This window comes from Bacillus sp. lyk4-R2A-2, assembly GCF_030209735.1.
GTDB classification, from domain to species: Bacteria; Bacillota; Bacilli; order Bacillales; family Bacillaceae; genus Bacillus; species Bacillus pumilus.
In genome coordinates this window covers 13,998-33,352 of record NZ_JARVRK010000005.1, presented here as the reverse complement: position 1 = coordinate 33,352, position 19,355 = coordinate 13,998, and the positions used below count along the sequence as shown (strand labels likewise).

Genomic DNA, 19,355 nt, shown 5'->3' with positions numbered 1-19,355 from the left:
TCCTCCTTAAACAGATGATTCATTCTTCGTTGCTTGAAGAGAGGCATTTTTTCTCGCCTTTCTTCCTTTTAACCAATGAACAAGTAAACGAATGGCTGCAAGCATAGCATGTCCAATACGAAAATAAGCTATACATGTAAACTGGGTCTGTGACACATTGTGATGAAAAGCAGGAATGACTTCATATACCGGTTTATGCTTAAAGGTGAGATGCTCCTGCATAAAGGCAAGTAGTGCTCCTTTCACTGACCATACACCGCCGGCTGCTACACCTGTCAAAGCGGCGTCATGAAAGCCGATCCATGTTGACCAGTGAAACGATACAATTCTCATGCGAATGAAGAATTTACGCATGATCCGGTTTAAATCGACGATCTCTTTTGTGATGCGCTCCATTTGATGAAGGATCTGCTTCATATCACGTTTTCCCACTTTTTTATGTATGGATTCTTTTTCGTGACTAGGGGTTTTGGCGCTCGCCATTTTCTTTTCACGTATATCAATCGTTTGATCCTCTGGATTGACCCTCACCATCGGAATGTCTTTTTTGAGTCTGATGATTCCATATAAGGTGATGATCTTCAGTGCAAGATGGTCATCGTCATTTGCATGTGAATAATCCAGTGAAATGGTCACTTTCATGAAGATTAATAAGATTCCAAGGAACAAAAAAGCTGCGATCCAAACGTAAAGCACTGTGCTCACTTCCTTCATAACAAATGATGCTTCCTCTACGATTATGGCTCTCATTCTGGATTTTATACCCAATCATAAAAAAAAAGAGTTTGACCTGTACCCGGCCAAACTCCTCTGATTATACGTTTGCTTCTGTTTTTTCATATAGGTGTTCATGGACGACCACCGTATCAGCAAAGTAATCATGAACCCCTTGCTTTTTCGGTGTGAATCCAACAACAGCATAGAGAACAAAGAGCGTATTGATATAGCGTCCTACAATCTCTCTAAAGAAAATGACATCCCATGCCAGCTTCTTCTCAGGCTGAAGTGAGACCACTTTGATTCCAAACACCATTTTCCCAAGTGTTTGCTGAAAGAATTTCGTCATGATGGCGAAATAAAGCAGGAATACAATCGTCGTTGTGACGGAGAATGGAGAAAACCATCCTCCTCCTTTGGACCAGCCGAACAGACTAAAGATTGGAGAAACCGTCAAATGGTTGACACCCCAGACGACGAGCCAATCAAGAATAAACGCCCAAAACCTAATCCAAAAGCCTGCAAACGCCTGTGCTTCAATCACTGCACGTTTCGCAAGAGCCGGATTCGATTCTTCTTGGCTACGGCTTTCGGTTACTTCATCGAATGTAGAATCCATCTATGATCCCTCCTTTATTTTGAATAGAGATACATCGGTTTAGACCCATTTGAGCCAGCCAGTGTTTCTTTTAGATTGAGAAAATCAATTTCACTTTTAAAGAGTTTGCTTGCGCTCATATTGAAGAGAGAGTTCCAGCCAAAGCTTTGAGAATAGCTGATCACTGTCGCTCCTTTTAACCCTTTTTCATTTTTCTTCATTGCTTTGATTGCATCTTCATAATATCCAAGCTCATCGACTAATCCGTTCGATTTCGCCTGTGTTCCGTCATAGACCCGGCCGTCAGCAATTTTCTTGACGTTCTGTTTTGACATGCCGCGTCCTTCAGAGATGACTTTGACAAATCCTTCATACGAGTTATCGACCATGCTTTGCATGATGTCGCGCTCATCTTTTGTCATGTCACGATTTGGCGACATGATGTCTTTGAATTTTCCACTCTTAATTGTTTCGTATTTAATACCTAAATTATCTGCCAGCTTTGAATAGTTCAAGCTTTGCATGATCACACCTAACGATCCTGTTAATGTTTCAGGTGAAGCAAAGATTTTTTTGGCTGGAGTTGATACGTAGTAGCCGCCAGAAGCTGCCATAGAGCCCATGGAGACGTAAATCGGCTTCTTCGCTTTTTTCACTTCTTCTAATTTTTTATGTATTTCTGCACTTTCATAGACACCGCCGCCAGGAGAGTTGACGCGTAGCAGTACACCTTTTACTGAAGCATCATCTTTCGCTTTTTCTAGTTCCTTGAGGAATGCACGATGATCATAGCCTTCTCCGCCTAATAGACTTGATGCGCCGCCATTATCTTGAATGGTTCCATTAATCTCAAGAACCGCTATTTTTCCAGCACCGCTTCCATCCTCTAGTACCTTCTCTTCTATTTCATCCCCAAATTGATAGCTCATTTTATTGTCATTGAAGCTTTCATACAAAGCCGTCGTGACACTAATCACAATTGAAAATCCGAAAACTCCAAGTGCAATGATTAACGCTACCCATCTTTTCGCATTCATCTTTTTCTCCTCCTTTTTGTCTCTCTTCATTGATACGAATATTCACATGAAATGTTTCACAGGAATTGTGGTTTTTTTACATTTCATTTCATCATATGATAGCACCTCTCTTCTTTCACGATCAACTTTACATCGTCTGCCAAGAGATACGTGTGACGAAAAATTGGCTTTTTTATCCTCTCTCTGCACCTATTAGGCTAGGTCTTCACCACAACAAAACACCTAATCCACTCTTTCATAAGAAAACAGCTATTCAATTATGCTCAAATTCTGCCCTTTTCAAATCCCTTACATTGACTCATTTCTAAAAATGAATGCCACCATCATGAAGGTTTTTCTAATGTTTTTACTTTCATATGAAAAAAGTGTAAAATGTGAGCAAGGCTTCATATGTAAGCCCTTTATTACTCTAAATCTACTTTTGACAACGAAGGGGAGAACGTCAATGACAGACAATCGTCGCAATGTATTTTTCTTTTACAAAAAAGATCATGAATTGGATGGACACATTTCTTCTCTGGAGAAGCTCGCTACCGATCAAGGCTTTCAAGTCGTCAAGCGTGCAGAGGATGCCCATATTATTGCTTCAATTGGCGGAGATGGCACATTTCTTCAAGCAGTCCGCAAAACGAACTTCCGGGATGACTGCTTGTATGTAGGGGTATCAAAAACAGAGAATTCGCATCTATACTGCGATTTTTCATTAGAACATTTTGATAAAATGATTGATGCCATGAACACTGAACAGATTGAAGTGAGAAAATATCCGATCATTGATGTAAGCGTTGACAGTACCAATCAATTCCATTGCTTAAATGAACTGTCGATCCGCTCAAGCATTATTAAAACATTTGTGATCGATGTGTATATAGATGATTTCCACTTTGAAACATTTAGAGGAGACGGAATGATTATTTCTACTCCGACTGGCTCAACAGCCTACAATAAATCGGTAAACGGTGCCGTGGTTGATCCGATGCTCCCTTGTATGCAAGTCACAGAGCTTGCATCGCTAAACAACAACTCGTACCGTACACTCGGTGCTCCTTTCATCTTAAGCAGTGACCGCAAGCTAACGCTGAAGGTTGTGCAGGACGGAAACGACCATCCGATTATCGGGCTTGATAACGAAGCGCTTGGCACAAAACACGTCAAACAAATTGACATCGGCCTTTCAGGAAAAGTCATTAAAACGGTAAAATTAAAAGACAACTCCTACTGGGAAAAAGTAAAACGCAGATTCCTTTAATCAAAAAGCTCCTTTATGGGGCTTTTGTTTTCTTTTCAGCGTGATAGAAAACCTTTGAAGTCTAGGAAGAGTGAGCACCGGAACGGAGCGAATTTTCGTGAGTACCGGAGCGCAAATCTGACACCGAATGCGAGGGTTTGTCTACACGCTGAAAGCTCCTTTATGGGGCTTTTCTTCATGTCTTTTCATTCACGGTCATGATTATGGTATGATGTCACAAGTATGAATGTACGAAAAGGAGAACACGATGACATTACAACAATTTGATCAATATCCATTAAGCGATGATTTAAAACAAGCGCTAAAAGCACTTCACTTCCATACACCTACACCTGTTCAGCACGAGACATTATCCGTTGCTTTTTCAAGGCAGGATCTGATCGTCAAATCTCAGACTGGCAGTGGCAAGACCGCAGCCTATGGTCTGCCGATTTGTGAAATGGTCGATTGGGCTGAAAATAAACCTCAAGCCCTCATCCTCGTTCCAACGCGAGAACTCGCCATGCAGGTAAAACAGGACCTTACAAGCCTTGGACGATTGAAACGAATTAAAGCCGCAGCCATTTATGGAAAAGCCCCTTTTCAAGCCCAAAAAGTAGAGCTTGCACAAAAAAACCACATTGTGTGCGGAACACCAGGACGAGTCTTGGATCACCTTGAGAAAGGTACTCTTTCCTTAGAAAACCTTAAATTTTTCGTGTTAGATGAAGCGGATGAAATGCTGAACATGGGATTTATTGAGCAAGTTTCTTCTATTATTGAGTATCTGCCGCCAAAGCGCATGTCAATGCTCTTTTCAGCGACCATGTCTGATGAGATGAAGAAATTAAGTGAACAGTTTTTACAATCACCAAAAGTAATTGAAATTGCACGCGCGGAAACGTCTGTACCACAAATCACCCACACCGTGATTGAAACGGAAGAAGAAGCGAAATTCTCTCTTCTTCAGCGTACGATCGTCATTGAAAATCCAGATAGCTGCATTATTTTCTGTAATACACAGGATCGAGTCAATGAACTCACGATGAAGCTGGATGATTGGGATGTGCCTTGTGACAAAATTCATGGAGGCATGAGACAGGAAGACCGTTTCGCTGTTATGGATGAATTCAAAAACGGGGAATTCCGTTATTTGATCGCAACCGATATAGCAGCCCGGGGCATTGATGTCAGTGACATGACACATGTGATTCATTATGACCTCCCCTATGAAAAAGAGCGCTATATTCACCGAACAGGAAGAACAGGCAGAGCGGGAAAAAGCGGAAAAACCATTGCGTTTATGACGAAAAATGCAAAACCTCTAATTGATGAATTAAAAGAGGAAGCAGGTATTGATTTCAAAACGCAGCCTTATCCAACAAAGGAAGATGCAGAGCAGCATGTAGAACGCTTTGAAGAAAAGATTGAAACGCCAGTTCAAAAGGAAAATAAACAGGCGGGCGTTGAGAAAGATATTATGAAGCTTTATTTTAACGGCGGGAAGAAAAAAAAGCTGCGGGCCGTTGATTTCGTTGGGACCATTGCCAAAATAGAAGGCGTTGCCTTTGATGACATTGGGATTATTACCATTCAAGATACGAAAACATATGTCGATATTTTAAACGGCAAAGGCCCTCTTGTGCTGAACGCTATGCGCCACACAACCATTAAAGGCAAGCAGTTAAAAGTTCATGAAGCACGTTCATAAAAAGTGAAGGCTAATCGCCTTTACTTTTTTATTTAAAATAAAATAAGCTTACAAACCCTGATACCGTCAGCCTTTCCTGCAATCAACATGACAAATGTCATATCGAATACATGATGGGTGCTACTATGAGCATGACACCTTTCCTTCTATACTTTGAAGTAGAAAGAAACGGAAAGGACTTGAACGTTCATGACGACTTCAACAAACACACAGCAGCAAGCCACTTTAAGAAAACAAGTTGGCCAATTCTCTGGTGCTAATTCGAAAAAAAGTATCATTCAACTCTTTAATACATTCATTCCATTTTTGGGGCTTTGGTTTCTTGCCTATTATAGCCTGAACATCTCCTACCTTTTAACCCTCTTCTTTGCGGTTATTGCAGCTGGTTTTTTAGTACGTGTCTTTATTATTTTTCACGACTGCTGCCACCAATCCTTTTTTAAACAGAAGCCGCTGAATCACCTGTTTGGTTTCATAACGGGTGTACTCACCCTTTTCCCTTATCTTCAATGGCAAAGAGATCATTCAATTCACCATGCCACAAGCAGTAATTTAGACAAACGAGGTACTGGTGACATTTGGCTCCTGACAGTCAAAGAATATCAAGAAGCATCTGCATGGACGAAATTTCGCTACAGATTTTATCGCAATCCTTTTGTCATGTTTATTTTAGGACCGATCTTTGTTTTTCTCTTAAAAAACCGTTTCAACGTCAAAAATGCTCGTAAAAAAGAGCGCTGGAACACGTATTTCACAAATGTGAGCATCATTGCGCTAGCAGCTGCAACGTGTCTACTTTTTGGCTGGCAGGAGTTCCTGCTTGTCCAAGGTCCAATCTTCCTGATCTCAGGATCAATCGGTGTATGGCTGTTTTATGTGCAGCATACATTTGAGGATTCTTACTTTGAAGAAGATGAACATTGGAATTATGTGCAGGCGGCAGTAGAAGGCAGTTCTTTTTACAAATTGCCAAAGCTTCTTCAGTGGTTAACAGGCAATATCGGCTATCACCATGTCCATCATTTAAGCCCGAGGGTACCAAATTATCACTTGGAGCATGCACATGAGCATAGTGAGCCGCTTCAAAATGTTCCAACCATCACTTTAAAAACAAGTATCGAATCAATGAAATTTAGACTTTGGGATGAAGAAACGAAAGCATTCGTTACCTTTAAAGAAGCACGGCAATCTAAGAAGATGCCCGCACCTGTCATTAAAGGAGACATTCTAAAGAAAAATGCATAATTGGTTCAAGCTCTTTCTTACACTAGAAGGAGCTTGTTGTCATTTACAGGATGCAACCATAAGTTGAATTTGATAAAGTAAGGAAAAAGAACGAAAACGGAAAAGGTGGCACACGGATGAAAAAACAGTTAAAAATTCAAAAATTACATGGGATTTCTCCCTATATATGGGCCATTTTTTTCATCCTTCCCTTTTATTTTATCATTAAGGCTCCTTCGACTTTAGGCATTGTAATCGGCATTATTTTGAACGTTGTCTTTTTCGCTGTCTATCGTTTTGCCTTTATCGCAAAAGGCTGGTCTTTATATGTATTAGGCCTTCTCTTGATTGCGATTTCTACTGGCTATGTCATGCTCTACAGCTACATTTATTTCGCTTTTTGCATCGCCTATTTCAATGGGCATATTAAAAGAAAAGTACCTTTCTATATCTTATACTATATTCATGTCGGGAGCGCCGCCATTGCTGTAAACTTCAGTCTGATCTTAAAAAAGGGCTGGTTTCTCACGCAAATCCCCTTGGTTCTCATTACACTCATTAGTGCCATTCTCCTCCCTCTCAGCATTCGAAGCAGGAAGGAACGTGAACGGCTCGAAGAGAAATTAGAAGATGCCAATGAACGGATCGCTGACCTTGTAAAAATTGAAGAAAGGCAGCGCATTGCACGTGATCTGCATGATACCCTTGGACAAAAGCTTTCCCTCATCGGTTTAAAGAGTGATCTTGCCCGAAAACTGGTTTATAAGGACCCAGAGCAGGCACGCGCCGAACTGAAAAGCATCCAGCAAACAGCCAGAACGTCTCTCAATGAAGTACGGAAAATTGTTTCCTCCATGAAAGGTATTCGGATCAAGGATGAAATGTCGAACATCGAGCAAATTCTCGAAGCAGCGGGGATTGAATTGATTTATGATGAAAAGGAAGCGCCAAAACACATCTCTCTTCTTAACGAAAACATTGTAAGCATGTGCATCAAAGAGGCCGTGACAAATGTCGTCAAACATAGTGATGCGACCGTTTGCAAAGTCACCATTCATCAAAAATCAAAGGAAGCTATCATCACCGTTGAGGATGACGGGACATTTAAAGGCGATGATCCACTCTCTCCAATGAAGGGGCATGGCCTTTTAGGAATTAGAGAAAGATTGGAATTTGCAAATGGGCGCCTGCGTATTGAGACAAAGGACGGAACAAAGCTGATCATGAGCATTCCAAATGATTCAGCAGCAAAAGACAAGGAGGGGATGAAATGATCAACATCTTTATCGCAGAAGATCAGCAAATGCTGCTCGGTGCGCTCGGTTCACTTCTTGATTTAGAAGACGATATGACGGTTGTTGGAAAAGGTACGAACGGCCAGGACGCCATCGATTTTGCCAAAAAACATCCTGTTGATATTTGCTTAATGGATATTGAAATGCCAGGAAAAACAGGACTTGATGCAGCAGAAGAGCTCAAAGGAACAGATGTGAAAATCATCATTTTAACGACCTTTGCCCGCTCTGGTTATTTCCAAAGGGCGCTCAAAGCTGGCGTCAGCGGCTATATGCTGAAAGATAGTCCAAGTGAAGATCTGGCAAGTGCCATTCGCAGTGTGATGAAAGGGAAAAAGGTGTACGCCCCTGAATTAATGGAAGACTTATATAGTGACGAAAACCCTTTAACAGAACGAGAGAAATCAGTCCTTGAACTCGTCGCAGACGGCAAAAACACAAAAGAAATTGCGAAGGAGCTCAGCATTAAAAGCGGCACGGTCCGAAACTACATTTCCATTATTTTAGATAAGCTAGAAGTGAAAAACCGCATTGAAGCCATTACACGCTCAAAAGAAAAAGGCTGGTTTAAATAAGAAAAAAGATCAGGACACATACTGCCTTGATCTTTTTTTCTACCAAAAATCTCCCCTCCTATTTTTTATCACCAACTATCAAAATGTAATTGACAACAGACCGCACTTCTATGATATGATATCCAAGTGATAATAATTATCATTATCACTCATACAATCAAATACCCGGCTAATGTGCCGATTTCAAAGGAGTCTACATTCATGAAGAAAATATTGTTCCCTCTGATGCTCATCTTTGTACTTGCATTGAGCGCATGTGGCAATAGCAGCAGCTCTTCCTCAAATAAAGGAAATCAATCAACATCATCAGACAAAATTACATATGAATCTGAAAATGGCCCTGTGAAGCTGCCAGCGCACCCAAAACGTGTCGTTGTACTCGGTTCCTACACAGGTAATGTTATGTCACTTGGTGTGAACCTGGTCGGCGTCGACTCTTGGTCAAAAAAGAACCCTCGCTTCCAAAAGGAATTAAAAAATGTGGAAGAAGTGTCAGATGCCAATGTCGAAAAAATCATGAAGCTAAAGCCTGATGTCATCATTGGCTTAAGCAATACAAAAAATGTAGAAAAACTAAAAAAAATTGCACCAACCGTCTTGTTTACGTATAACAAAGTCGATTACCTACAGCAGCATATTGAAATTGGAAAAGTATTAAACAAAGAAAAAGAAGCCAAAGCATGGGTAAAAGATTTTAAAGAACGCGCAGCTGAAGCTGGAAAAGAAATTAAAGCAAAAATCGGCGAGGATGCGACGGTTTCTGTGTTTGAAAGTGGCACAAAAGATCTTTACGTGTTCGGAGATGCATGGGGCCGGGGCACAGAAATTCTTTACCAAGCAATGAAACTAAAAATGCCTGAAAAAGTGAAAGAAAAAGCATTAAAGGCTGGCTACTATGCGGTTTCACAAGAAGTTATTCCTGAATTTGCTGGAGACTATATGATCATTAGTAAAAACAGCGAAATGGACAATTCCTATCAAAACAGTGAAATTTACAAGTCCATACCAGCTGTGAAAAAACATCGTGTGTATGTGGCAAATGCAGAAGAATTCTATTTTAATGATCCGCTCACACTCGAGTATCAACTATCATTCTTTAAAAAGCACTTTTTAGGTAAATAAACTGAAGCAAGGGAGCCCTTCCCTTGCTTTTTTCTTATCTGCTTCTAGCGGCAGCATCTTTTTTCCGCTACAATGACATACAAGCGAATACAAAAAGTGTGGTGCTGGTTTTGTTTAAAATTTTACTCATTGAGGATGATACAACCCTCTTCCAAGAAATCAAAGAACGTTTAGTGAATTGGTCCTATGATGTTTATGGGATTCACGATTTTCAACAGGTGATGCAGGAATTCACTTCTGTTCAGCCTGATCTCGTCATTATCGATATACAGCTCCCAAAATACGATGGCTTTCATTGGTGCCGGATGATTCGGCATCATTCAAATGTACCAATCATCTTCCTCTCCTCACGTGACCATCCTGCTGATATGGTCATGTCAATGCAGCTCGGTGCCGATGATTTTGTACAAAAGCCCTTTCACTTTGACGTGCTTATTGCCAAAGTCAGTGCCGTTCTTCGCCGCGTGCATGATTATAATGCAGAACCGGCTAGCTTAAAGGTATGGTGCGGCGCTACGATTGATCTAGAAAAAAACACCGTCACAAATGATCACGGTGAAGTTGAATTAACGAAAAATGAACTGTTTATTCTCAAGGAATTGATCCAGCATAAAAATCATATTGTCAGCCGGGAATCACTCATTCAAGCACTGTGGGAGGATGAACGGTTTGTCAGTGACAATACACTTACTGTGAACGTCAATCGCCTTAGAAAAAAACTAGATGAGATCTCCCTTGGCACCTACATTGAAACAAAAGTGGGCCAAGGCTATCTTGCAAAGGAAAAGGATGATCAATGATGCTGCACGCATTTTTAAAAGAACGAAGAAGCTGGATTCTGTTCTTTCTTAGTTTGCAGCTCCTTATTCTGTTTGTTGCTTATTTGGATACGACCATTCCAATGGCATCTCTTTTTTATATTGTGTTATTATCTACGTTTTTCATGATCGTCTTTCTCTTTTTCCGATACCGTAAAGAAACGGCGTATTATGAGCGGCTGAAAGAATGGGATGATCATATTGATCATCCCATGCGGCTCACGCCATCTTCCCCATTTGAACAGCTTGTACATGATGCGACGTCTGAGCAAATTGCCCGCTACCGAAAAATGGCAGCAGAACAGCAAATTGCCCTTGAAGAAGAGAAGGATGAATTACTCTCATGGATACATGAAGTGAAGACACCTCTCACAGCGATGCACTTGATGATTGACCGCTTAACAGAGCAGCCGCTGAAATCAAATATGACGTACGAATGGCTCAGAATTCATTTATTACTCGATGCCCAGCTGCATCAAAGCAGAATACGTCATATCGAAAATGATTTATTTATTGAACAGCTGGACCTGCAAAGCATCATAGCGAAGGAAATCAAAGCGCTCCAATCATGGTGCATGCAAAAAGGGATCGGCTTTGAACTCACGCTAGAAGAACGTCACGTATTAAGTGATACAAAATGGTTATCCTTTATGATCAGACAGTTACTCACAAACGCAGTCAAGTACAGCCAATCGTCCGATATTGCCATTGAAAGTAAGAAAATGGATGACCAAGTGATGCTGACGATTACAGATCAAGGCAGAGGAATTGACCCAAGAGACCTTCCGCGTATTTTTGAAAAAGGCTTTACCTCAACTAGACATCACAATGACACAGCCTCAACAGGAATGGGACTCTATTTAACAAAAAAAGGAGCAGACGCTCTTCATATCAAGATCGAGGTCAACTCCACGATAGATCAAGGCACAACCTTCACCTTCATCTTTCCGAAAAAGAATGATTTTGTGCATATTGCGAGCATGTGACAAAACAGACGAATCAAAATCTCTTCGCATCTGGCTCCCAAGCTAGTGCGAAGAGATTTCATTCTTTTATTTAAGAAATGCTCTCTGCCTCTTGACGCACAATATCTCCCACCTTTCTACGTCTATAAATACTTAAAATCATCCCAACAGCCATCAATTCAAGCAGAATATGAGAACCGCCATAGCTCATGAAAGGCATGGACAATCCAGAAAAAGGCAGAAAGCCGAAATTAGTAACAATGCTTAAAATCAATTTTGCTGCAAACACAGCTGCAAAACCTGTCATCAGCATTTTTCCATAAGCCATTTTTACGCGTTTTGTTGTATGAAAGATTCGGTAAATAAAAATGACAAACAACATAAGTACAACGACTCCTGCTAGCCAGCCAAATGAAAAAATGATATATGTAAACATCCAATCAGTGTGAACCTCGGACATTGCAGAAGGAATGATTTGAAGTCCGTTTGAACTAAATTGATGAACTGTGTAAAGTTGTCTACCTGCTTGAAAAAGAGAAAACATTTCAAACATTAGATATATACCGCCTGCTGCTGCCAGCGGAATGATTTGCCTTAAACTAGCACTAGACACACACATCATCGTTAAACACATGACAAAACAGATAACGGTCGCAGGAAGAAAACCAATCGCACTGATTAGAATAACTGGTAAAGCCATAATCCCTACTCCAAGCCAAGCTTTGAGACCATTCTCCCAATTCCAAGAGTGAAAGATACCTGCTAAAGAAACAGCCACAAGAAATGGTACGACCTCCGTCAAATTGATTGAGATATCGCTTAATCTTAAAAACAGAACACCGTTTACTCTTATGCCAAAAATCATCGTCAGAAGCACCATTCCAAGCGTCCCTATATATAAATGCCAGGAGTATTTCAATAAGCGCCGATAATCGAAGGAAAATAAAACAAACATAAGCACTAGTCCAACTAAATAAAAGGCGAGACTTTTATAAAAAATATTCATGTCTTGTAGATTTGTAAACCCCGAATGAAACTGCAAAAAGTACATGATAAGCAGTCCAAAAGAACAAGCGGCTAATACAAGAAGAAACATTTTAAGATCCATTTCGGTTTTATGTGTTTCATGAAGCTGCGCTCCAAGAATGGTCGCATCCCCAATTTGCTCTAGCGCTTGATCCACCGCCTCTTCTTCAGACATCCCAGCATTCATCGCTTCCTCTTTTAGCGTGTATAGATGATCCATAAGTTCAAGCTTGATTTCCGAATGGACATCTTTATTTTTGACTCGTTTACATACATTCTTCATATATTTTTCAAACTTTTTTTCTAATCCCATGCGATTTTCACTCCGTTCAACACGCCATCGACTGCATTTTTGAAAACATCCCATTCTTCTTTCTTTTCTTGCATAAATGCTTTCCCTTGTTCATTTATTTTGTAATATTTTCTTTTCCGATTGCCATTCCCTTCGCCCCAGTAAGAAATAATGAATTCTTTCCCCTCCAAGTTGTGCAAAATCGGATAGATTGTTCCTTCTTTAAAGCTGAAAATACCTTCAGACTTCTCCTCCAATGCTTTGATCATTTCATATCCATACATTGGCTTTTCATTTAACAAACTTAAAATCAGGGTAGCTGTACTTCCCTTTAAAAGCTCTTTACTTACTTTCATTTCTGGTCACTCCTAATACATAGATTTACTATGCATATATTTAATATGCATATCATACATGATTAAAATGACCGTGTAAAGCTCCTAAACGTCTTCATACCAAGAAAAATCCAAGAAGATTGATACATAAGAATGAAAAACAGATAAAATGAATGTGTGATGATCAGAAACAAACTTAAACAAAACATATGAACCGTTTAAAAAAACAAGCATGTGACAACAATGTCACATGCTCGTCTGTTTTGTTCGCCAAATCGAAGGAAGTCCGGCGGGCTTCTTTTTATACTAGAGATATCAATTAAATAGAAAAGGGGATCGACAAATGAACATTTTAGAAGCTCGCAAAATATATAAAAGCTACGGAAATAAATTCAACAAACAAGAGGTGCTGAGTGGCATTGATTTGACCATTGAAGCCGGAGAATTTGTCAGTATTATGGGGCCATCAGGCTCGGGGAAAACAACCCTTCTGAACGTATTGTCCTCTATTGATCATGTGTCCAGCGGATCAATTCGTATCGCAGATGTTGAGATGACACAAATGAAAGATCAGCAGCTCGCAGAATTCAGAAAAAAGCAACTTGGCTTTGTTTTTCAGGATTATAACTTACTTGATACACTCACGGTCAAAGAGAACATCCTCTTGCCATTATCCATCTCCAAAACGCCGAAGAAAGAAGCTTTCGAACGTTTTCAACAGCTTGCGGAGGACATGGGCATCTATGAACTAAGAGACAAATATCCGAATGAACTCTCTGGTGGACAAAAGCAGCGGACATCAGCGGTTCGTGCCTTCATTCATGAGCCAAGTCTGATTTTCGCAGATGAACCTACTGGAGCGCTTGATTCCAAATCTGCATCTGATTTACTCAATAAACTGCAAGATTTCAATCGAAAACGAAAAGCGACCATTGTCATGGTGACACATGATCCTGTTGCAGCCAGCTATTCAAGACGCGTCATTTTTATCAAGGACGGACAGATTTATACTCAGTTGAATAAAGGTGCTTTAGAGAGAAAGATGTTTTTCGAGGATATTATGAAAACGCAAGGTGTTTTAGGCGGTGTGAAGCATGAACATTAATCAGCTCATTCTCCGTAACCTGAAGAAAAATTTGAAGAATTACTATTTATATGTGTTTGCTCTCGTGTTTAGTGTGGCGCTCTACTTTTCCTTTGTCACCTTGCAGTACTCACCTGCACTTGATGATGTAAAAGGGTCCATTAAAGGAGGTGCGTCGATTAAAGCCGCTTCGGTGCTGCTTATTGCCATCGTTGGGATCTTCCTGTTATATGCGAACAGCATTTTTATTAAACGCCGAGGGAAAGAAATAGGTCTCCTGCAGCTCATTGGCATGACGAAACAAAAAATTGCCAAACTGCTCAATGCAGAAAATTTCATCCTCTATGTGTTCTCAATGGCTGTTGGCATCATAGCTGGCTTTATCGGTTCAAAGCTCATGCTGATGGTGTTATTTAAAGTAACCGGCGTGAACGCCATCGCCAACCTGCATTTTTCAGGCATGGCCCTTTTGCAGACACTTATCGTCTTTTTCATCATCTATGGATTAATTATGCTAAGAAATAGACGGTTTATTAGTAAACAGACAATTTTATCTTTGTTTCGAACCACGTCTTCTACAGAGCAGCGTGTGAAAAAGATCTCTGTGTTTGAAATCATCATTGGGGTTTTCGGTATTGCCTTGATCAGCTCAGGCTATTATATTTCTTCTCAGCTTTTTAGCGGCTCATATACGTCTATGCTTGAGTTATTTTCAGCCATGATTTATATTCTAGCCTCTGTCATTATCGGTACCTTTCTTTTTTATAAAGGCTCTGTTTCTTTCATTGCCAATATTGTACGGAAAAGAAAAAATGGCTATCTCGCCATTCATGAAGTCCTGTCTTTGTCATCTATTATGTTCCGGTTAAAATCAAATGCACTGCTTTTAACGATTATTACAACCGTATCTGCTCTTGCGATCGGGTTGTTATCTTTAAGCTACATTTCCTATTACTCAGCAGAAAAAACGGCTGAACAACAGATTCCATCACATTTTGTCATGGGCTCTGAAAAGGAAGCAGCCACCTTCACTCGTGCACTTTCAGACAAGCATATTGCATATGAAAAAAAGCAGTTCAAGGTCATTCAAGCGGATTTTGACGCAAAGAAGATCATTGATACGGAGTTAAGCAGTTTGAATAAGAGTCCAGGAGTATTGATATTTCCTGTAATTAGTGAGAGGAACGTACCAAGCATTCATGTAGAGAACAACGAAGTCATTTTAAGCGGCTACAATGATTTATTAAAAAAAGTCATGCCGATTAAAAGCTCAGGTGATGTGAAACTTCTGATAAAGAAACCACTTGATTTAAAAGTCATTGATATGAAGAAAGATCACTTAATCTCTTACCGGTTCACTGCTGGCGGCATGCCTGTTGCCGTTGTTAGTCAAAACGTCTTTGAACAGCTGGACCAAAACAAGGATCCTAAGCTTCAGCTTGAGAATAACCAATATATTGCGATCAATGTAAATGATGAGAAACATATTGAACAAGCCAATGACATCTTTACTTCTTTAAAAATGGGTGATGACAGCATGTCTCAATTAGCTTCAGCTCAGCAGCAGAAACAAACAATGGGACTGATGATGTTTGTCCTCGGATTTTTAGGCCTAAGCTTCCTTGTCACATCAGGCTGTATTTTATACTTCAAACAGATGAATGAAAGTGAAGAAGAACAAAGCTCGTACACGATCTTACGTAAACTTGGCTTTACAGAGAAAGATCTATTAAAAGGCATACGACTCAAACAGCTATTTAACTTTGGGATTCCGCTCATCATCGGATTGCTGCACAGCTACTTTGCCGTACAGTCAGGCTGGTTTTTATTCGGCGGTGAACTGTGGACACCAATGCTCATCGTCATGTCGATTTATACGGTGTTATATTCTATCTTCGGATTCCTATCTGTCCAGTATTACAAAAAGGTCATTAAAGAATCCTTGTAATTTATTCCCCATAGGCCGCTGCCTATGGGGATATATTTGTTTATGATGGAGTTGATTCAAACTTATGCGATAGAATATGATCTCTTGCCGCATAAGCTTTCCGTTTGACCTCTTCTAGGTTCACACCGACAAGCTTTCCGTTTCGTTTCACTGCTTTTCCAGCCACATAGACAGAATCAACATTTGAAGGATGTGCCGTTTGGACAACTGCTCCAGCCGGATCTGTCATCGGCAGAAGATTCATGCTTGTTCGGTCGATCAGGATGAAATCAGCTTCTTTTCCAGGTGTGAGCGAGCCAACTTTATGATCAAGCTGTAATGCACGAGCTCCATTGATCGTCGCAGCTTCAAGCATTTGATGAGCAGAAATCCCAAGTTCAGGTCCTGGCATAATGCCCTCCATCAGCAATGATTGATTTTGGAGCGCGCGCTCTGCCTGAAGTCCAAATTTCATTTGAGCAAACAAATCACCGCCTGTCGCTGTGACCACGTCTACACCGAGCGTTGGAAGAACACCTTGTTCGATCGCAAGTCCTGTGACAGGATAACCGTGACCCATCATCATCTCAATTTCAGGTGTAATGGATATCGAGCTTCCGCTGTCTGCCAGCATCTTCATTTGATCCGCATCGATTGCATTGATATGCACCATGTTGAGATCAGGTCCAAGTAATCCCGCTTTGTGAAGCCGCTCAATTGAACGATCCTCCGCTCCCCAGTTCCCAAAGCCAATATGCATACTGCATAGAGCATCTAGAGACCGGGCTGTTTCAATTTCAAATACTGAAGTTTCCCATGAAGAAAACTCTGGTCCACGAATCGCAAGCCCCATCGTCAAAAGCTGATCTGATGATTGAAAATGCGCTTTTTTCACGCGTGCTGCGTCCTCCATATTGGTGAGCGTGCTCTCCCTATCCCAATACTCAGCATCTCCAGAGGAACCGAAAGCAAAAACAGCTCGAATGCCCGCATCTTTCAAACCTCCGATGAGTTCTTCTGTATGATCCATTGAATTGATCATCGTCCAGTCTAAACATGTGGTCACTCCGGCATCTAATGCCTCTAATGCCCCTAAATAATTTGCGATTCGATCATCGGATGGGCGTCTCATCGCACCATAGTTTCCATAATAGATTTTGCTCAAATATGTCTGCAACGACCAATCTGTGCCTATGCCTCTGATGACAGACTGCCACACATGACGATGTGTATCCACAAGCCCTGGCATGATCACCATATCGGACGCATCGACAATGTCAGCATCATTTGCTTCAATGAAAGGTCCGACCTCTAAAATGTGTGTCCCTTCAATTAATAAATCTCCTTTTTCTAAAAAACCTAAAGTTGGATCAAGTGTTAAAAGCGCTGCATCTTTAAACAATGTTTTCTTCATCCATATCCCCCTTTTCAAATGACGAGGAAGAGTTCTCCCACCCTCACTGTTATTTTAAAACATAAAAGGATTGAATTAGAAGAAAAGTGACTTCGCTAACTATTTTATGAGCTGATTTTTCTGAAATAGTTGTAGATACGTTTTAATTTGACCTCATGTTTTCCTTTTGGACTTTCCATCATGCCGAACTCAAAGAACTTCACAGGTTTGATTCCGACATAGTGTAAAAGGGCTCGTTTCATTAAGATCTTGTGTGCATTTTGCAAAAAGAACAAAGGGTAGTTGGTTGGCCCTTGCATCGTCGATACACAAACAGCACTTTTTCCTTTTAACAGTCCTTCTGGAAACAGCCCGCCTGTTTGACGATAAGCAAAATTCGCAGCAAACATGCGGTCAATAAAGCCAAGCAGCATGGCTGGAGGTCTTCCCCACCAAATAGGATATACGAACACGATTTTGTCCGCCCATTTGATCTTCTCCTGATACATCCGAATGTCAGGGTCTTTATGCATGTCACGCCTTTTTTTCTCTTTATTAAAAATCAGCACAGGATCAAATTCTTCTTTGTATAAATCGATGATTTTCACTTCATGAACTAGTGGATTTTCTTCACTGCCTTTCATGATTTCTTTTAAAAAAGCACCATTTAAACTATTGTGATGGGGGTGAGTATAAATAATGAGTACATTCATGTATGATCTCCTTTTATTATCATTTGATAACCAAATGATATACCTCCGTTAAATAGTTGTCAAATGATAATTGTTTTTTGATAATAATTTTGGTATGTTACGTAGGAGGTGATAAACATGAAACATCCCCATTTCTTCAAGGAATTCGTAGCATTTGCTTCTACTTTTTCAGAACTAAAACATGACCTGATGAACAAAGTCAAACCAGCTAACTTAACGACCTTACAATACTTAATACTAGAGCAACTAGCTGTCAGCGAGCCGCTTACGCCTAGTGAAATTGCCGACTGTCAGCACATGTCTCTTCCGAATGTCAGCAGAGAACTTAAAAAACTGCACGAGAAACAATTCATTGATAGAGAAGAAGACCGTGATGACAAACGAAAACATGTCATTATGCTGTCTGACAAAGGCCGTGCCTGTATGAACGAAGCCTTTCAGCATATCGAAGGGATGCTATTAGACAGCCTAACTTCCTCGGATATAGAACAAATGGATGATATCGTACAAGCTTTCCGTCTTTTAAATCAAACGATTTTCAAAAAATAACCTAAAAAGGCATGAGCGATACGCTCATGCAAAGGTGGCTAAACTTCAAAATACAAAAAAGCGCGGGCTTCATCTACCCAAACGCTTCTCGCTTTTTTCTCTATGTACTTTTATACAATCAATTGATACGCAATGTATAACGCGACAAGCCAGATCATGACCGCTGAAGCTTTATTGATACGGTTCATCCACTTACCGTTTGTATCTAACTTCCCTAGCATTTTCCCTAAAAGAGCGAGCCCAATAAACCATAACCAGGACACGATGATACAAGCGAGTGTAAATGCCCATTTTTCTGCCCCGTTATATTGAAGCGAATTTGTTCCAATCACACCAATGGTATCGAGAATGGCGTGGGGATTTAAAAGTGAAACTGAACAGGCAAAGACAATTTGTTTTCTCGCAGGCATGAATTCCTGCTTCTCTTTAGCATCTGTTGATGAGCTTGTGTTCCACACGGACCATCCCATATAAACTAAAAAACAAAACCCAATGATATAAAGACACATTTGCAGTACAGGAATGGTGAACACCACAACAGAAACACCAATGACAGCTAATGCAATTAATAGTGTATCACAAAGAGCAGCAGTGATAACGACAGGTAAAGCCTGATATAATCGCGGCTGAAGCGCTCCTTGCTGAAACACAAATACATTTTGTGCGCCCAATGGTAAGATGAGGCCAAAAGCAAGCACGATTCCATGAATGATGGCAATGAACATCTTCTAACATTCTCCTTTTCC

19 protein-coding genes are annotated in these 19,355 nt (G+C 40.5%); 11 read left to right on the top strand and 8 right to left on the bottom strand.

Annotation, left to right across the window (positions count from 1 at the left end; genetic code table 11):
* Positions 1-6: 6 nt before the first annotated feature.
* The 3 genes from QRN39_RS06990 to sppA form a co-directional block, all read right to left on the bottom strand.
* Positions 7-714: a DUF2953 domain-containing protein gene (locus QRN39_RS06990; protein WP_284906637.1), complete on the bottom strand. Its 708-nt coding sequence runs from the start codon at positions 712-714 to the stop codon at positions 7-9.
* Positions 715-814: 100 nt separating this feature from the next.
* On the bottom strand, positions 815-1,336 hold the full coding sequence (locus QRN39_RS06985; protein ID WP_050943577.1) for an RDD family protein: 522 nt from the start codon (positions 1,334-1,336) through the stop codon (positions 815-817).
* 14 nt (positions 1,337-1,350) lie between these two features.
* A complete protein-coding gene (gene sppA / locus QRN39_RS06980; RefSeq protein ID WP_050943576.1) occupies positions 1,351-2,352 on the bottom strand; it encodes a signal peptide peptidase SppA in 1,002 nt (333 codons plus the stop codon).
* Between the two features lie 445 nt (positions 2,353-2,797).
* Between sppA and QRN39_RS06975 the strand changes: the two genes are divergently transcribed.
* The 8 genes from QRN39_RS06975 (at position 2,798) to QRN39_RS06940 (ending at position 11,311) form a co-directional block, all read left to right on the top strand.
* Positions 2,798-3,601, top strand: a complete 804-nt coding sequence (locus QRN39_RS06975) for an NAD kinase (protein ID WP_003216672.1) — start codon at positions 2,798-2,800, stop codon at positions 3,599-3,601.
* 247 nt (positions 3,602-3,848) lie between these two features.
* A complete protein-coding gene (locus tag QRN39_RS06970; protein ID WP_284906633.1) occupies positions 3,849-5,291 on the top strand; it encodes a DEAD/DEAH box helicase in 1,443 nt (480 codons plus the stop codon).
* Positions 5,292-5,480: 189 nt separating this feature from the next.
* On the top strand, positions 5,481-6,536 hold the full coding sequence (gene desA, locus QRN39_RS06965; RefSeq protein WP_284906631.1) for a Delta(5) desaturase DesA: 1,056 nt from the start codon (positions 5,481-5,483) through the stop codon (positions 6,534-6,536).
* Positions 6,537-6,652: 116 nt separating this feature from the next.
* Positions 6,653-7,789 (top strand): sensor histidine kinase, encoded by a 1,137-nt coding sequence (locus QRN39_RS06960; RefSeq protein ID WP_003216252.1) that lies wholly within the window; start codon positions 6,653-6,655, stop codon positions 7,787-7,789.
* The gene (locus QRN39_RS06955) at positions 7,786-8,385 is read left to right on the top strand and encodes a response regulator transcription factor (protein ID WP_003216398.1); all 600 of its coding nucleotides are present in this window, start codon (positions 7,786-7,788) and stop codon (positions 8,383-8,385) included. The genes QRN39_RS06960 and QRN39_RS06955 overlap by 4 nt, the downstream gene beginning before the upstream one ends.
* A gap of 201 nt (positions 8,386-8,586) precedes the next feature.
* A complete protein-coding gene (locus QRN39_RS06950; protein WP_003216500.1) occupies positions 8,587-9,507 on the top strand; it encodes an iron-hydroxamate ABC transporter substrate-binding protein in 921 nt (306 codons plus the stop codon).
* A gap of 110 nt (positions 9,508-9,617) precedes the next feature.
* Positions 9,618-10,307 carry a response regulator transcription factor gene (locus tag QRN39_RS06945; RefSeq protein ID WP_148660152.1) on the top strand — a complete coding sequence of 230 codons (690 nt, stop codon included), beginning with the start codon at positions 9,618-9,620 and terminating at the stop codon, positions 10,305-10,307.
* Positions 10,307-11,311: a sensor histidine kinase gene (locus tag QRN39_RS06940; RefSeq protein ID WP_253622340.1), complete on the top strand. Its 1,005-nt coding sequence runs from the start codon at positions 10,307-10,309 to the stop codon at positions 11,309-11,311. The genes QRN39_RS06945 and QRN39_RS06940 overlap by 1 nt, the downstream gene beginning before the upstream one ends.
* Before the next feature lie 70 nt (positions 11,312-11,381).
* Here the strand turns inward: QRN39_RS06940 and QRN39_RS06935 are convergent, their stop codons facing one another.
* Together QRN39_RS06935 and QRN39_RS06930 are read right to left on the bottom strand one after the other, a co-directional pair.
* On the bottom strand, positions 11,382-12,629 hold the full coding sequence (locus QRN39_RS06935) for an FtsW/RodA/SpoVE family cell cycle protein (RefSeq protein ID WP_003216717.1): 1,248 nt from the start codon (positions 12,627-12,629) through the stop codon (positions 11,382-11,384).
* Positions 12,620-12,964, bottom strand: a complete 345-nt coding sequence (locus QRN39_RS06930; protein WP_003216467.1) for a PadR family transcriptional regulator — start codon at positions 12,962-12,964, stop codon at positions 12,620-12,622. Before QRN39_RS06930 ends, QRN39_RS06935 begins: the two co-directional genes overlap by 10 nt.
* Positions 12,965-13,286: 322 nt before the next feature.
* Here QRN39_RS06930 and QRN39_RS06925 point away from each other — a divergent pair, with 322 nt between their 5' ends.
* On the top strand, positions 13,287-14,048 hold the full coding sequence (locus QRN39_RS06925; RefSeq protein WP_003216695.1) for an ABC transporter ATP-binding protein: 762 nt from the start codon (positions 13,287-13,289) through the stop codon (positions 14,046-14,048).
* Complete coding sequence (locus QRN39_RS06920) at positions 14,038-15,975, top strand: ABC transporter permease (protein WP_284906625.1); 1,938 nt, start codon at positions 14,038-14,040, stop codon at positions 15,973-15,975. The genes QRN39_RS06925 and QRN39_RS06920 overlap by 11 nt, the downstream gene beginning before the upstream one ends.
* Before the next feature lie 40 nt (positions 15,976-16,015).
* Here the strand turns inward: QRN39_RS06920 and QRN39_RS06915 are convergent, their stop codons facing one another.
* Positions 16,016-17,368: an amidohydrolase family protein gene (locus QRN39_RS06915; protein ID WP_284906623.1), complete on the bottom strand. Its 1,353-nt coding sequence runs from the start codon at positions 17,366-17,368 to the stop codon at positions 16,016-16,018.
* Positions 17,369-17,472: 104 nt separating this feature from the next.
* Positions 17,473-18,060 (bottom strand): NAD(P)H-dependent oxidoreductase, encoded by a 588-nt coding sequence (locus tag QRN39_RS06910; protein ID WP_003216455.1) that lies wholly within the window; start codon positions 18,058-18,060, stop codon positions 17,473-17,475.
* 117 nt (positions 18,061-18,177) lie between these two features.
* Here QRN39_RS06910 and QRN39_RS06905 point away from each other — a divergent pair, with 117 nt between their 5' ends.
* Positions 18,178-18,609, top strand: a complete 432-nt coding sequence (locus tag QRN39_RS06905; protein ID WP_034620625.1) for a MarR family winged helix-turn-helix transcriptional regulator — start codon at positions 18,178-18,180, stop codon at positions 18,607-18,609.
* Positions 18,610-18,719: 110 nt separating this feature from the next.
* On the opposite strand, the gene QRN39_RS06900 is transcribed toward QRN39_RS06905, so the two are convergent.
* The gene (locus tag QRN39_RS06900) at positions 18,720-19,334 is read right to left on the bottom strand and encodes a LysE/ArgO family amino acid transporter (protein WP_106029029.1); all 615 of its coding nucleotides are present in this window, start codon (positions 19,332-19,334) and stop codon (positions 18,720-18,722) included.
* Positions 19,335-19,355 lie beyond the last annotated feature (21 nt).